A 16,624-nucleotide genomic window follows, 5' to 3' on the forward strand; every position below is an offset into this window, starting at 1 on the left:
CATAGAGGACTTATAAGGAGGCCCATTATGGATCGTACATTATCTTTGGAATTTGCTCGTGTCGTTGAAGCCGCAGCTTTGCGTAGCGGTCGTTTGCTTGGCCGTGGGCAAAAGGATGCAGCCGATGGTCTTGCTGTAGATGCTATGCGTCAAGCGTTTGATTCTGTTCGCATTTCTGGTACTGTGGTTATCGGAGAAGGCGAAATTGATGAAGCTCCTATGCTTTATATCGGAGAACACGTAGGTGCTGGCGGACCAGAAGTAGATATCGCTGTTGATCCTATTGAAGGGACAAACTTGATTGCTAAAGGTCAAAATGGTGCTATTGCAGTTATGGCGATTGCAGAAAAAGGTGGCTTGTTACATGCACCGGATATGTACATGGAGAAACTTTGTGTTGGTCCTCGAGGTGCAGGTGCTATCGATATTACGAAATCTTTGACCGAAAATATCAAAAATGTAGCGGCTAAAATGGAACGTAATGTAGATGAAATCACGTTGGTTATGCTTGATCGTGAGCGTCATCAAGGCTTGATGAAAGAGGCTCGTGAAGTAGGGGCTCGTATTATGCTCATTTCTGATGGTGATGTTAATCCAGCTATGGAATGTTGTATCGAAGGTTCTGGGGTGCACATGGTTGTAGGTACTGGTGGTGCACCTGAAGGTGTATTAGCGGCTGCAGCCTTAAAATGTGTAGGCGGCGATATGCAAGCTCGCTTAAAACCAGAAACGGAAGAAGAAATTCGTCGTTGCCATGAAATGGGCATTGCCGATGTAAACCAAGTGCTCACATTAAATGATTTAGTTCGTACTGATGATGTTATTTTTGCGGCTACTGCCATTACACGTGGTAACTTATTAAATCCAATTCAATATTTCCCAGGTGGTGCGCGTACACATACTATTGTGATGCGGTCTAAAACTGGTACGGTTCGTTTCCTTGATACAGTGCATATGGATCATAAACTTAAAACATTAAAAGCTAAATAAGAATAAAGCCCTGAATATATCTCAAAAATTTGGCACAAATTTTTGAGATATATTCAGGGCTTTTTTTCTTTGTATTTTCTCTCATTCTCTTGATGAGATATATCGAAAAATAGTATAATAACATTTAGTATATGACGTTATAAATACAAGGTCTTGTAGCTTATACAAGATGAACGATATAAAGTGTAGGAGGAATTCTGTTGGAAAAGTTAATCATTCAAGGTGGCAATCGATTGGAAGGACGTGTACGTGTTAGTAGTGCTAAAAATGCAGTACTCCCTATTATTGCCGGTACTTTGCTAGCATCAACGCCTAGTAAATTGCTTGAAATTCCAAATTTAGAAGATGTAGGCACGATTTGCCAAGTTATCGAGTCTTTGGGGGTTAAAATCACTCGTAATAATGCAGATGGTGAAATTGTTTTCGATGCTTCTACATTGACTGCTACGGAAGCTCCTTATGAACTTGTGCGTAAAATGCGTGCATCCTTTCTTGTCATGGGTCCACTTTTGGCTCGTAAAGGGGAGGCTAAAATCTCAATGCCTGGTGGATGTGCTATCGGTGCACGTCCCATTGATCTTCATTTAAAAGCATTTGAAGCATTAGGTGCAAAAATTGAAATTACTGAAGATTATGTATATGCTCATGCTCCGGAAGGACTTAAAGGGACTCAAATTTATTTGGATTTCCCAAGTGTGGGGGCTACAGAGAATGTAATTATGGCTGCTTCTATGGCGGAAGGTAAAACCGTTATCGAAAATGCTGCAGAAGAGCCTGAAATTGTTGATTTAGCTACATTCTTAAATGCTATGGGGGCTAATATTCGCGGAGCTGGCACAAATGTGATTCGTATTGAAGGTGTACCTCAATTACACGGTGCTATTCATACAGTTATTCCTGATCGCATTGAAGCTGGTACATATTTAATTGCAGCTGCTATGGCAGGTGGTGATGTATTCGTAGAAAATGCATTGCCAGAACATCTAAAACCAGTAGTGGCTAAATTAAAGGAAGCTGGTGTAACAGTAGAGGAAGAAATCGACGGCATTCGCGTTATCAGTAGTGGTAAAGGCATTAAAGCTGTCGATATTAAAACCTTGCCATACCCTGGATTCCCAACAGATATGCAAGCTCAATTCATGGCTCTTACTACGATTGCGGAAGGCACTAGTACAGTAACAGAAACTGTATTTGAAAATCGTTTTATGCATGTTGCTGAACTTCGTAAAATGGGGGCGCATATTGACATCGATAATCGTCAAGCTATTGTCGAAGGTATGCCAAGCTTACACGGGGCTATAGTGAATGCTACTGACCTGCGTGCTGGAGCGGCGCTGGTATGCGCTGCATTGACTGCGGAAGGTAGAACAGAAGTCGGTCGTTTACATCATATTGACCGAGGTTATGATGATTTTGTAGGTAAATTGCAAAGGTTAGGTGCTGATATTGTTCGGGTTGACGAATAAGAGTACACAGCCAAAACAAAATAAAAAGAAAAGAAGCCGGCGCTCTAAAGGGCCGGCTTTATACAACGAGCAACAGAACTTAGGTGCTGCAAAGGTTGAGAATTCGAAAGCGAGTACTACACGTAAACCATTGAGAAGGACAAAACGTAAGTCTACTAAGCTTTCAAATGGCGTGGCAAAGCAAGCTAATCATTTGGCCTCCAATATGCGCGAGACCATGATTAAAGTTACAAAAATGCGCCGTGCTGAACGACGTAGTCGTGAGACTGTAGCGATTGCTAAAACAACGCCAGCCATGACATTAAAACGTTTAGTTCGACCTGAGCAAGTTGGAGATTTTATGAGTCGTTTGAATCGATCCTTAAACTTCGATTTGGGAATTGATTTAGGGACTGCAAATATCCTCATTTTTGCGAAGGGTAAAGGCTTGGTATTAGATGAACCTGCGTATATTGCACGGGATAATAAAACCGGTGATATTCTTGCTTTAGGTGAGGCTGCACGTTCTATGGTAGGCCGCACTCCAAAAGGGATTTCCGTCATCCGTCCAGTTCAAGCGGGCGTTATTGCAGATTATGATATGACAGAATTCATGTTGAAGTACTTTATTCGCTCCGTTGTACCTGCTTCTAGATTGATGAAGACGCGTATTATCGTATGTGTGCCATCAGGCATTACACCTGTAGAGAAACGCGCCATTTTAGAGGCTTTACTCAGAACCGGTGCAAAAAAGACGGTCCTTATTGAAGAGCCATTGGCTGCTGCTATGGGGACTGGTCTCAATGATGCTAAGCACGTAGGGGCGATGGTTGTCGATGTTGGCGGTGGCACTACGGATATTGCCGTTCTTTGTGATACGGGTGTGGTTGTAAGTGAATCACTTCGCATCGGTGGAGATTCTTTTAACGAATCTATTATTCGTTATATCCGCCGTAAGAAGCGCCTCGTTATTGGTCCGCTAACGGCAGAGAAAATTAAAATTTCTGTAGGGACTGTGGATCGTCGTGCAAAGGAGCGTACGATTGAGGTACGAGGACGAGATGCAAGTTCTGGATTACCAAAGATGGTTGCGGTGAATTCTTTAGAGATTCAACGTGCTCTAGAAGCACAAGTGATGAATGTTTTGGAAGGCGTTAAGTCCATTTTAGAAAAAACTCCACCGGAACTTGTGGCCGCTATCAATGATCATGGTATCATTCTTACTGGTGGTGGCGCGCTCATCGATGGATTAGACCGTGTTATTACACGTTCTATTGGAATCGCGGCATACCTTGTAGAATCTCCAAGATATGCAGTAATTAAAGGTGTTGCAAAGGCTTTAGATGAAATGTCACAGCTTCGTGATACATTAGATGAGTTACAATAATATAGTTACAATAATATACCATGATGAAGTGAGCTTAAATTGACGAGGTTATGGTCTACAGTTATTCTATTTTATGTATGGAGTATCTTTAGATTGTAACCTCGTTTTTCGTTTATTTTTTGAATTTTTCATCTTTATGCTGTATACTATAGTAAAAGTATATTGCGTAAAATTGATGTAATGATATAAGGCCATTATTATGGTTTGTAGCTATAGAGGAATTAAAGATGAAACGATATCTGTATATGACTTTTGCTGTTTTAGGTCTACTGGGTAGTACCGTTCCTCATGCTGAGGCCGGTAATTTAACAGGGGTGCGCGTATCTAATCATGAAGGTACAAGCCGAATTGTTTTAGATGTATCTGAAATGCCTGTATCTTGGACTCAATCCTATAATGAAGAAACACATGCTCTTACATTGAACTTAGGGGGTACTACAAATGGTTTAACTGGCCCCATATCACAAAATGATAAAAAAACGGGAGTTCTTAAAGGCATTGGCTTACAACAGGTTAATGGGGCTTTACGAGTAACATTAACAGCGAATAAGGATGTACAACATCATGAGTTTGCATTAGAAAAGCCTTCGCGTATAGTAGTGGATTTATTTTCTGGCTATGCGCAACAGACTACAAAAGATGTAAATAAATCTGTAACGTATAGCAAAATTAATAACACCGTAGCTGAAGGGAAAATTCAAGCCTTTGCATTGACCGTAGATAATGATTCACCTATGGTGGTGGCGCATGTTCCAGAAGGTAAACCATTATCTTCTGTTACTCAAGCTCATACAGCTATCATTGGAGCAAAGGTAAAAGGGGGCAGTTTTGAACGACCTTACTCAGTGGCGAGTGATGGAGCCATTGATTTAGAGCGTATTTCTAATCGTGGTACGTTACGATATACGCCTAATAGAGGATACTTTATAGAAGAGAAAAAACCTTTACTTCAAGCTAAAACAAAGAATGAGAGTTTTGTAATCACCTCCGTTGATACGGTTCGTAAAGAGAATGCCTTGACTCTTTATACGTCAACTTATGGTCCTTCTACAAAGACCAATGAATATGGTTATGAAGTGACTATAGCTAATGGCAAGGTTATTAGTAAACAAAAGGGAAATTCTAAAATTGGGGAAAACCAATACGTATTGTCTGGTCATGGCGAATCTGGAAATGCTTTACGTAAATTAAAAGTTGGAACACCTATTACGATTCAAAATAGAGAAGAACTTGCTCAAGTTAGTACTACTGGAGGAGCTAGTTTAGAAGTGGGCACTATGGTGATGAAAGGCGGTCGCTATGTAGGCGCTGATGAATCTAATAACAAAGGTCGTAGCTTCATTGGAACCACAAAGGAACATGATTTAGTTGTGCTAACAGTTGATAAATCCGAACTTCAATCTGTAGGTGTGACTCAAAAAGAAGGAGCTCAGTTATTGTCTAAATTAGGTGTTGTTGATGGCGCTGAATTATCAAATCAAGGTAGCATTGATATAGTTATCAATGATGATTATGTACACAAATCTTCTGCACCTATGAGTTATGAGGATATAGTAATCATAAAATAGATTCGCTGCATACAATTTTGTTTGAAATATTACTAATAATTTAGTATACTATAAATACATAACTAATTTTGTAAAAGGAGGGATCGTTATGAAAAGAGTAGTGTTAGCTTTAGCTGCATTAGGCATTTTAAGTGTTAGCTCTGTAATGGCGGCCCCTGTATCATACCAAAGTGTATTAACAGGTAAAGTTGCTTCTACAGTTTCTGTTGGTACTTCTGTAACAGAAGGCCAAACATTGGTGACTGTAGAGACATTGGCTGGTCCTATGGCTGCTGCTAAATCTACTGTAACTGGTACTGTAACGGCGGTTAATGTTACAGTGGGTTCAGACGTTTCTCGTGATCAAATCGTTGTCACTGTAGAAAGTAAATAAAGGAGAGAAGGAATGAAGTTTTCTCATTCTTGGCGTCGGTATAGAAAAGCGATACTGGCGCTTTTCTTCTGTACTTCACTTACAACTGCACAGGCTATTGATTTTATGCCTGTCAATGATGTAACAACAGGTATGGAAGGTATTGCAAAAACTGTAATCGTAGGGGATACTATTTCCACCTTTGATGTAAAGGTACTGGGTGTCATGAAGGATAAGGGACCATCTGGTCATCTTATTTTAGCCAAGTTTTCCGGACCCGTTATGGATCAAACTGGTGGCATTGCGCATGGTATGAGTGGTAGCCCTGTATATATAAATGGTAAACTCGTTGGGGCTGTTGCTTATGGCTGGGGGTTTGCGGATGGTACGATAGGTATGATTACTCCTATTGAGGATATGGTCAAACTATGGAATATACCATATGAGAAAAACTTATCTAAACCTTGGGATGATACACAATTGATTCCTTTAGGTACTCCACTTATGGCATATGGCTTCGATGCGGCATCAATGGAATACTTTAAATCGAAGTTACCACAATATAAATATGAAACATATGACACCGCAAGTGCTAGTGGTGATGAAATTGCAAAACCTTTAGAAGCTGGTGGCTCAGTAGCGGCTTTGCTAGTTGATGGTGACCTTAAATTGGGCGCTATTGGTACTGTTACTCATGTAGATGGTGAAAAGGTTGTTGCCTTTGGTCATCCATTCTTAAAACATGGTTCTTCTAACTATTTTATGCACAATGCAAGTATCTTTACCGTTGTAAAAAGCTATAATGCTGCCTTTAAGCTTGGCTCTATGGGTAAAGAGATTGGCTCTGTTACCGAAGATAGAGGTGCCGGTATTGCAGGTGTATCAGGCGTGATTTCGCCAGGTATTCCATTGCGATTCCATTTAAAGGATATTGATATGGGCCGTGATAGAACTAGTTCCGTCAAGGTTATTGAAGATGGTGAAATGACACCAACTTTAGCAGCTACAGCCTTATACAATATGTTGAATAAAACATTGGATCGCAGTGGCTCTGGTACGGCTACAATTTCTTATACTATTACGCCAAAAGGGAAAGAACATAAGCCATTAACGCGGACAAATATGTTCTACAGCTCTGATTCTATTAGTGAAAAAGCAGTTGATGAATTTTATAATGTCATTGATGTTCTTATGAACAATCGATTCATCAACTATGAAATTTCGGATATTTCGGTTGAAACAAACGTAACGCAAGATAAGAAAACAGCAAAGCTTATCGATGCTTCTGCTTCGTCTACTGTAGTTTCTCCTGGGGATACTATCGTAGTAGATGTAACATTAGAGCCGTTCCGCGGTGAAAAGGTTATTAAACAAATTTTCTTTAAGGTACCTGAAGATCAAGCTATTGGTAAGTATACCTTAGAGGTGCGTGGCGGTGGCGAGATTCCATTGCCATACGTATTGGAAAAACAGAAATATAATTTAACAGATGAAATTTTACGTCGTTTGAAGGTTCATAAAGATTTTGATGAGCTTTATGATGAAATTCAAAAGACAGATACAAATAATCAAATTGTTGTAGAGTTTTTGGAAGATGGTATCAGCTTAGTTGATGAAGATGGCTCTCAATCTGTTAAAAAGGCTAAGCTTAAAGATGTGGAATCAAAACCTATGCCAGGGGATGTAAAGAAAAAAACAGGTCAAGAAGATTTGAGTTCTAGTAAGGATGATGAAAAGAAACCTGAAAAGACTGCTGTTGATACTGAGTACATTGTGCAAGGTGATGGTCAATTTACGATTCATGTAATGAAGCCTGCTGATCGGGATAAAGAATTAGCAAAACGTGTCAAAGAAGCGAAACATCAGATTAAGATGGAACGCAAGTTAGAATTGGAAGATCAATCTAAAAAAGATAAAACGGATAAAGCTGAGTCTAAAAAGGATTCTAAAAAAGAGTCGAAAGAAACTAATAAAAAAGACGAGGCTAATGCTGGTGGAACAAATACAGCTGAATAAGTTGAAACTTTAAGGGAAAGGGATAGACTGTTGAGTTGGCTAGAATCGATAGGTCGAGTCGTCATAAACGGCTTATCGCAGATGGGTAGTGCTACATTATTAGTGTGGCAAACAATAAAACAATTAAAAATGATTAATCTGTGGCATGTATTTCAACAGATGGCTCACTTAGGGGTAGACTCCTTGCCTATTATTAGCTTAACTCTACTCTTTGCTGGTGCCGTTATGACCTTACAGATTACAGATGTACTCATTACCTATGGTGCTCAAAGTACAGTAGGTGGTCTTATGGCTGTAGCTATGGGCCGTGAATTGGGTCCTATCTTAGTTGGTGTAGTATTAGCCGGCCGTGTTGGCGCAGCTATCACGGCTGAAATTGGTACAATGAAGGTAACAGAACAAATTGATGCCCTACGTGTTATGGCTGTTGATCCTGTTGGTTACCTCGTGGTACCACGTGTAGTAGCGTGTATGATTATGGTGCCAATTTTGGCATTTTATGGTGTTGTTATCGGTATTGCCGGTGGTTACTTTGTAGCCACTGTTATCAAGGGTTTGGCGCCTAGTACATATTTAGATTCTATTCAAATGTTTTCTACCATTTCAGATTTCACCTTAGGACTTATAAAGTCTAGTGTGTTTGGTGCTGTCATTGCATTGGTAGGTGCTTATAAGGGCATGGAAACTAAAATGGGCGCAGAAGCTGTTGGTTTTTCCACTACTAGTTCTGTAGTAACTAGTATTATTCTAGTATTTGTATTAAATTACTTTTTATCTACATTGTTATTTTAGTGGATATTTTTAGAGGGATTTATGATTGAACTACGCAATGTTGTAGTTGCCTACGAGTCACGTGTGATTTTAGACTCTGTTAATCTCACTATTAATGATGGGGAGACGTTAGTTATATTAGGCGGCAGTGGTAGTGGTAAAAGTACATTACTTCGCTTATTAATAGGTTTACAACGTCCTACATCAGGGCAGATTATCGTAGATGGCACAGATATAACTACATTATCTGAAGATGAATTTAATACGGTACGAAGAAAAATGGGGATGGTATTCCAATATTCAGCTTTGTTTGATTCTATGTCGGTAGGTGAGAACGTAGCTTTTGGTTTGCGTCAACATACGAAGTTAAAGGATGACGAAATCAAACGCATTGTGGCAGAAAGACTTGATTGGGTTGGTTTAAAGGGATATGAGTCCTATATGCCTAATGAGTTATCTGGTGGTATGAAAAAGCGGGTTAGCTTAGCTCGTGCTATAGCACTAGATCCGAGTTTAATTCTTTATGATGAACCTTCATCAGGGTTAGATCCTATTACATCAGGTACGATTAGTATGCTAATTAAGGGGATGCAGAATCGGCTTGGTTGTACTTCTATCGTGGTAACACATGATATGCAGTCAGCATTTTATGTTGCTGACCGCATAGCTTTACTCGATCAGGGGCATTTTGTAGAAATTTCTGATACAATAGAATTTAAGAATTCTACAAATAAGAAGGTACAACAATTTATTCATGGTGAAGCAGAGCCGATTAACGAATCTGCGATGGGAGATATATAATGAAGTGGACGACGGAGGCCAAGGTAGGGGCTTTTACAATAATAGGTATAGTTCTATTTATTGCAGGCATACTATTTGTAGGCCGTATCGATATTTGGGCTAAACCGCAAATGACAATTACAGGTGATTTCACTCAAGTAAATGGCCTAAAAAATGGGAATCAGGTTAAATTTTCCGGCGTGGCCATTGGGACTGTTTCTGATATTGAAATTACACCGCGTGGCGTTGTGGTTAAGATGAAACTTGATGAAAAAACGCAGATTCCAAGTGACTCAATCTTTTCCTTGGGGTCAGATGGTTTTTTAGGTGATAAATTTATTCAAATTTCACCAGGACAGTCTAAAGTATATTTACAAGATGGTGACTCCGTTAAAGGTGAAGGCGTTGATGCTGTGGATAAGGCCATGCAGAGTGCACAAAAATTAATGGATGGTACTGAGAAGATGCTACAGTCTATTAATAGTATTATTGGTGATCCTGCAACTCAAAGTGCACTTAAATATTCTTTGCAATCTACAGCTGTGATGGCTGATAATGCGGTAGCTATTACACAAAATATGGCGGATGTAACGGCTCAGCTAAATCAAGCAGCACAGCAATTTAATGCTGATGGTAATGCAGGCAATGATATGCGTGCTATTTTAACTAATTTAAAACAAACTACTGATCGTGTAGATAATATGGCTCGTACCATGGAATCAACTGTAACAGATCCTAAAGCACAAGAAAATATTAAGGAGACTTTACATAATACGGCACAGATTTCAGCTCGCATCAATAAACTGATGGGCGGAAAGGCGTACCAAACGGATGTAAATGGAAATAGTGTAGAGGTTGGTATGACTGAAAAAAAGTCATCTACCAAGATTGAACCATCTGTAGATTTGTTGTATAACACAACGGATAATGAATTCCGTGTCAATGGTAGAGTACGTGCCTTTAACAATAAAGGAATGGCTGAAATTGGCCTTTCTAATATGGGTGATGATACTACTTTTGATCTGAATGCAGGTCGATTTATCAGTTCTAAATGGTTGGTGCGTGGTGGTATTTTTGAAAGTGAATTGGGTCTTGGGGTGGATTATAACCTCCGTGGTCCAGTGTCCTTATCAGCCGCGCTATATGACCTTAATCATCGTAAATATCGTATTCGTAGTGATATACGTTTGCATAAAGATACCTATGGCGTTATTCAAATGACCAGACCGTTCAGTTCTACGAATGGAGGTACCTATTTCGGTATTAAACAAGTATTCTAATGACTAACACATTTACTCTATATGAGTATGGAGGTACATATTATGAATAAAAAGGTTCTTTCCTTAGGTGTAATGCTTTCTTTAGTTACTACTGGTGCATTCGCCGCTGATGTAGTAACTACATCCGTTAACAACGGAGACCAATTAAGCAAATATCAAAAAGAAGCTATTCAATTAACACAAAAGCAATTAGCAGAAAAATCTGTTTTAGACAGTAAAACCTATGAACGTACATTAGCTTTAAACGAAGCCCGTACGGTTGATTTAGCATTAGCTAATAATCGTACAGCTAAGCAAACTAAATGGGGTTATGAAGCTGCTAAATCTGCAGTAAGCCAAGTAGCAGCTGGTAAGAATCCAAGTGTTAGTTATGGTTGGAGTGCTCAAAAAACGGGCGGTGACACAGGTAGTGGCAAATCTGGTAGTCATAACTTCTCCATTAGTGCGCCTGTATTCAATCCACAACTCGATGCAAGCATTGATTCTGCACGTTATACTCGTGAAGGTACTGGTGCTAGCTATGAAGAGGCTTTACAACAATCAAAATATGATGCTCTTAACGGTTATTATACATTGATTATGAGCCGTAATATGGTAGATGTAGCACAACAAGCTGTTAAAGATTATCAAGGTCATGTAACCAATGTAGAGGCACAGTATAATGTTGGTTTAGTGGCGAGCTCCGATGTATTGGCCGCTAAAACAAATCTTGATGATTCTCAAACATCTCTTGTAAAAGCGCAAAATGCTGCAAATTTAGCAGAGGCGAACTTAAATCAAGTTATTGCATACCCTGCACAAACGGCTATTACTACAGCAGAGCATGATTTACAATATAAACCATATAATGTAACCTTGGAGCAAGCGAAAGCATATGCTATGCTTCATCGTTCCGCTCTTGTTAAATCAGCTCTTGATGTAAAATCTGCGGAAGAAGCTGTAAAATCTGCTAAGGCGGGTTATTTGCCTACGGTTGCTGTAAAAGCTGGTCGTGGCTATGGTGATCCAGATGGTTACTTTGGTACAAGTACAAAGTCCTGGAGTGTTGGTGCTAGTGCTACTTGGAACTTATGGGATGGTGGTGCAACACAAAATGCTATTAAAAAAGCAAATGCACAACTTGAACAAGCAAAAGAAGCTAATTTGGCAACTGTTGATGCTGTATTGTTAGCCGTACAAAAAGCATACTTGAATTTACGAGCTGCTGAACAAACAATCCAAAGTACACAAACTGCAGTCGCACAAGGTCAAGAAAGTTTCCGTATTGCTACGCTTCGTTACCGTGCAGGTGTTGGTACGAACCTTGATGTACTTGATGCAGAAACTAAGTTGACAACAGCTCGTAATAACTATGTAGAAGCTCTTTATAATTACAATATTAGCATTGCGGCTCTTGAACAATTAACAGGCGTTCCATTGTCTACACCTGTAGGTCAAGGTGCTGAAGTTATCGCTAATAGTGGTGCTGTTGAACAATTGTCAAAACTAGGCGGCAATCAATAATATGATCTTTAAAAAGACGACTTCGGTCGTCTTTTTTTCTTGTAATGGACATTATAGACAATGAGTGTTCTTGATAGGTTTTATAAAATTCACTCTGAAAATACTATAGTTATTACTGTGTCTGTGGTAAGATTAGTATATATATTTATATTATTCATAATGTGTATGGGAGTATCATTATGACCCGTAAAAAGTGGCTCCTTATCGGTGCAGCGATTTTAGGTTTGTCTAGTATTGTTGGTGCCAGCATCAATCCTATGGCTCAAACTTACATTGCACCTATGGTTAAAGAACAAGTAAATAATGTCATAAACGGATCTATAGACTATGATTCTCTCCGAATTAATTGGAATGGTGATGTTGTTCTAACAGATGTGACTATCAAAGATAGAGATGGTCATTTAGTTGGAACTGCTCAAGAGGTAGCTGTAGGAGTTAAACTATCTTCTTTGCCGAAGATTGTCGGTGGCAACACATCAGGGGCTACGGCTATTTCTAGTGTAATCGTTGAGGCGCCAGATTTTCATATATGGCAACTAGCTGATGGGTCGTGGAGTATAACTAAGTTAGTAAAACCATCCGATCCAAATAAGTCGGGTACTTTTGATGGCTCTGTGACTATTAATGATGGTCGCGTAGCGCTACGTACTAAAGATGGAATAAAGAGGAATGTAGAAAATCTTGATGGGACTATGGCGCTTGATATGAGTGGCATGTCTAAAGGTGCCTTTACTGCTGATGTAGATGGTTCCGCAATTACCTTGAATGGCAAAATTGATATGAACAATGTATCTAATTTTGATCTCTTTGTACAAGCTGATGAAATTGATACTGCTGGTATTATGAGTTTTGTTCCACTTCGTAAGGATCTATCTGTAACGAGTGGTAAGTTACAAGATTTACATTTAAATCTTAAAAGTGAAGATGGCAAATACATTATGAGTGGTAATGTAGGCTTTAAAGGTTTAACAGGCACTTATAAACGGGGTAATACAATTTATAATATTACCGATGGCACGGGTCGCATTATGCTTAATAATGATCAAATCGTTATTAGTCGTAGTTCTTGGAGGGTAAATGATCAAGTAACAAAGATCAATGGCTTAGTTACACTAGGCAAAGATGAAGAGTATTTAAATCTTAATGTTGTGGCCGATAAAGTAGATTTAGAGGCGATAACAGACGTCGGTGTTTCTGGTATTGTAGGTGGGCGTGCACATATTGGTGGCACGACAGTAGCTCCACGTGTAGATGCAACGATTGCTAGTGATGGTATTTCTTATAATGGTTACTATATTGATCGTTTACAAGGTGATATTGTATATGATAACGGTTTAGTTCGTACGGATGATGTGCGCCTATCAGTAGGCGAAGGTAGTGCAAAGGTTAAGGGCCAATATGTGGTTGATACAGGGGATTTTGATACTACTATAAAGATTCAAAATTTACCTTTAGGCACTTTCACAAAAGATATGATCTCACCGGTTACAGGTAATATCGATGGTGAGATGCGTATCTTAGGAAAAAATAATCAAGTTACAGATGTTGTAGGCTCTGTTAAAGGTCGCCAAATAGGCATTCGCGGTGTTGTAGTTGATACTGCAAAAGCTAACTTTACGCATGCTGATAATAGTACAAATATGACCGTTGTAGGCACTATAGGAGATGGGGCGCTAAGCGGATATGGCTATATCCAAAATGGTAATATAGATGCCACTATTTCCGGTAATGCATTGCCATTGACCGCACTAAGTCTTATTATTGGTCAAGATGTTGATGGCACCTTGAATACCTCTTTTGCGATACAAGGTACATTGGATAATCCAAATGTAATGGGCACTGTATGGGGGCAAGAGGTACATTATAAAGGGGCTCGATTCAATAATATCCATGGAGATATTAAGCTAGATAACCATATTCTCACTATCACCAATGGACATATTGGTGATGGCGATGGGGGCTATGATGTTAATGGTTGGTATAATCTTAATACAGATGTGTTAGATCTAAATGCCAAGGCTCGGGCTGCTCGTATTGAAAATGTGATTCGTACTGTTACAGATGTTCCTATTACAGGTTGGTTTGAAACAGACAATCATATTACAGGGACGGCTGCAAATCCGATTATAGAAGGTCGTGCTCATTTGTGGGATGGTTCTGCTTATGGCAAACTCGTGACCAATGCGTTTGCAAAATATAACTATCAGAATGATACATTAGAGCTTTATAGATTTGATATTGAAGGTTATGGTGCAACTATCACAGGTGGCGGTACAGTATCTAAAGAAGCAATTAATATTGATTTTGAAGGCAAAAAAATTGATATGGGCAGATTGCTCATTAATACGGATTACAAAGTTGATGGTTTGCTATCTGGTCGAGGACAAATTACTGGATCTGTGGATAACCCTCAATTCAATGGCTATATTTCATCCGATGCCTTATCAGTTAATGGGGAATTATTGAACGATATTCATGGTCGTGTTTATGCAGATAAATCGGTTGTAAATGTGCAAGATTTCACCTTTGCTGAAGCCGATGGTGGTCGCTACACTGCTAAAGGTGGTATGAAGTTTGATGATAGTAGACAACTATTTGGTGTATTAGATGTTACTAATGGTAGCGTAAAGAATTTGCTAACCTTGCTAGACCGGTCCAATGAACACATTGATGGCAAATTAAATGGTTCTGTTGAAATCGGAGGTACACGCGACAATCCAAGCGTTAATGTAACAGGCAAGATTAATGATGTAAGTATTGATGAAAAGATTGTTGGTGATGCAACTATCGATGCAAGTCTTGCTAATCGTAAATTCAAAGTTACAACTTTGAAACTGCCTGTTGATGAAGGTCTCATTGCAATAGGCGGTACGATGGATCTTGATGGTCAAGCGGACTTACAGGTTGCATTAAAGGATGTTGATATAGTACCGTTCTTGCCACTTATGGGTAAGGATATTCAAGCTACTGGTTGGGTGACTGGCGTTGTAAATATCACTGGGGAAACTAAGAATCCTAAAGTAGAATTATCCGGTGCTGTAGAGTCGGGGTCCTTTAATGGTGTTGGTATTGATGAAGGTTTTGTATTGGCTACAATGCAAGATCAAGTTATTCAGATTCAACGAATTCAAGGTGCCAAAAGTGGGTATAAACTTAGCGTCTATGGTAAGATTCCATTAGCGGCAATCTTTACGTCTGGGTATATTCCAGCAAATGATAGCAAATCTATGGATGTAACTATTGATTTTAACGAAGCAGATATGGCTGTTATCCCTCTTCTTACAACTAGTGTTAAGGAGGCAACAGGTCCGTTAAAAGGCACGGTTCACATTACAGGCACTATTGATCAGCCTGAAGCATATGGTACTGTATCCGTACGTAATGGTACGATGAAATTAGCAAGTGTAGAAAATCAAATTACTGGTATTGATGGTGACTTAATTTTCTCTGGTCAACAAGGTGATTTCCAATCCCGTATTAATATGGGCAAAGGCTCAGCTGGTTTGGCTGCTAAAGTAAATTGGTCTGGACATACTCTTACTAATTACAAGGCGGCAGTTCAGCTAGAAGACTTAGAGGTTCGCAGTGAATATGTAAGAGGACCGTTGAATGGTGAACTTTATATTGCTGACCGAGATGGATTGCCGACCCTTATTGGTACTTTAAATCTTGAAAAGATTCAATTCAAAATTCCTCTTTCCTTACAATCTAGTGAAAGTACCAAAGATATGGGGGTGGATGTTACTGTTCATGCGGGTAAAGGTGTACGTTTATATGATCGCACCTTATACAACATGTTTATCAGTGGCGATGTTCATTTTGGTGGATCTTTACAAAATCCAACTGCTAGTGGTCAATTTGATGTTAGAAATGGCACGTTTAAGTATTTGAGCCATGTATTTAATATTACAAAAGGGAATGCCCATTTCGTAGGTGGCTCTTATTTACCAAACTTACAATTAGAGGCTGAAACAAATGTAAGTAATTACACTATTATGCTTGGCGTAAAAGGGACAGTGGATCATATGGACTTATCATTGTCCTCTAATCCTAGACTGTCTAGAAAGCAAATCATTTCCATGTTGACCTTCGGCCGCGGTGCAGATTCAAATAGTAGTACTTTGACAAATGAAGATGTGAATGCCGTGGCTACAGCAGGGCTTCAAATGTTTGCTTTTGGCTATGTACAAGATGCATTACAAAATACACTTGGGTTAGACCGCATCAATATTACAACAGGGTCAATTGATCCCGATGAGCCAACCAATAGGGATACGGCAAGTAATTATAATATTGAAATCGGTAAATATGTATTACCGAGAGTCATGTTGACTTATTCTCAAGGTATTAATAACAAACAAAATAAATATGGTATAGAATATTCTGTTAAACGAAACCTTAAGTTCACGGGATGGCATACATCAAAAGGGAACAATTATATAGGTGGTCGTTGGACACGTAGCTTTTAAGAGTATGGCTAGAATGTGTAAACCCCTTAGGTATGCACATTCTAGTCATATTAATTTCATAAA

Annotated in this window: 11 protein-coding genes; all 11 read left to right on the forward strand. The window is 39.2% G+C overall.

What is annotated here, in order from left to right:
- Positions 1–27 precede the first annotated feature (27 nt).
- The 11 genes from glpX (at position 28) to DWV85_RS08190 (ending at position 16,561) form a co-directional block, all read left to right on the forward strand.
- On the forward strand, positions 28–990 hold the full coding sequence (gene glpX / locus DWV85_RS08140) for a class II fructose-bisphosphatase (protein ID WP_004695442.1): 963 nt from the start codon (positions 28–30) through the stop codon (positions 988–990).
- A 200-nt stretch (positions 991–1,190) separates the two neighbouring features.
- A complete protein-coding gene (gene murA, locus DWV85_RS08145) occupies positions 1,191–2,456 on the forward strand; it encodes a UDP-N-acetylglucosamine 1-carboxyvinyltransferase (protein ID WP_004695444.1) in 1,266 nt (421 codons plus the stop codon).
- Complete coding sequence (locus tag DWV85_RS08150) at positions 2,437–3,822, forward strand: rod shape-determining protein (RefSeq protein ID WP_123138500.1); 1,386 nt, start codon at positions 2,437–2,439, stop codon at positions 3,820–3,822. Before murA ends, DWV85_RS08150 begins: the two co-directional genes overlap by 20 nt.
- 227 nt (positions 3,823–4,049) lie before the next feature.
- Positions 4,050–5,390, forward strand: coding sequence for a phosphodiester glycosidase family protein (locus DWV85_RS08155; protein ID WP_123138501.1), 1,341 nt, complete (start codon positions 4,050–4,052; stop codon positions 5,388–5,390).
- An 88-nt stretch (positions 5,391–5,478) separates the two neighbouring features.
- Entirely contained in the window at positions 5,479–5,763 is a 285-nt protein-coding gene (locus tag DWV85_RS08160; RefSeq protein WP_004695449.1) for a biotin/lipoyl-containing protein, read from the forward strand.
- 12 nt (positions 5,764–5,775) lie between these two features.
- The gene (locus DWV85_RS08165; protein WP_004695451.1) at positions 5,776–7,758 is read left to right on the forward strand and encodes a SpoIVB peptidase S55 domain-containing protein; all 1,983 of its coding nucleotides are present in this window, start codon (positions 5,776–5,778) and stop codon (positions 7,756–7,758) included.
- 30 nt (positions 7,759–7,788) lie between these two features.
- Positions 7,789–8,550, forward strand: coding sequence for an ABC transporter permease (locus DWV85_RS08170; protein WP_004695453.1), 762 nt, complete (start codon positions 7,789–7,791; stop codon positions 8,548–8,550).
- Positions 8,551–8,571: 21 nt separating this feature from the next.
- The gene (locus DWV85_RS08175; protein WP_004695454.1) at positions 8,572–9,330 is read left to right on the forward strand and encodes an ABC transporter ATP-binding protein; all 759 of its coding nucleotides are present in this window, start codon (positions 8,572–8,574) and stop codon (positions 9,328–9,330) included.
- Positions 9,330–10,589, forward strand: a complete 1,260-nt coding sequence (locus tag DWV85_RS08180) for an MlaD family protein (protein ID WP_024061015.1) — start codon at positions 9,330–9,332, stop codon at positions 10,587–10,589. Before DWV85_RS08175 ends, DWV85_RS08180 begins: the two co-directional genes overlap by 1 nt.
- Positions 10,590–10,631: 42 nt before the next feature.
- Positions 10,632–12,092 (forward strand): TolC family protein, encoded by a 1,461-nt coding sequence (locus tag DWV85_RS08185; protein ID WP_038125910.1) that lies wholly within the window; start codon positions 10,632–10,634, stop codon positions 12,090–12,092.
- Between the two features lie 179 nt (positions 12,093–12,271).
- Positions 12,272–16,561, forward strand: a complete 4,290-nt coding sequence (locus DWV85_RS08190) for a translocation/assembly module TamB domain-containing protein (protein WP_123138502.1) — start codon at positions 12,272–12,274, stop codon at positions 16,559–16,561.
- The last annotated feature ends 63 nt before the right edge of the window (positions 16,562–16,624 follow it).

This window comes from Veillonella sp. AF13-2 (genome assembly GCF_003603295.1).
GTDB lineage: Bacteria > Bacillota > Negativicutes > Veillonellales > Veillonellaceae > Veillonella > Veillonella parvula_E.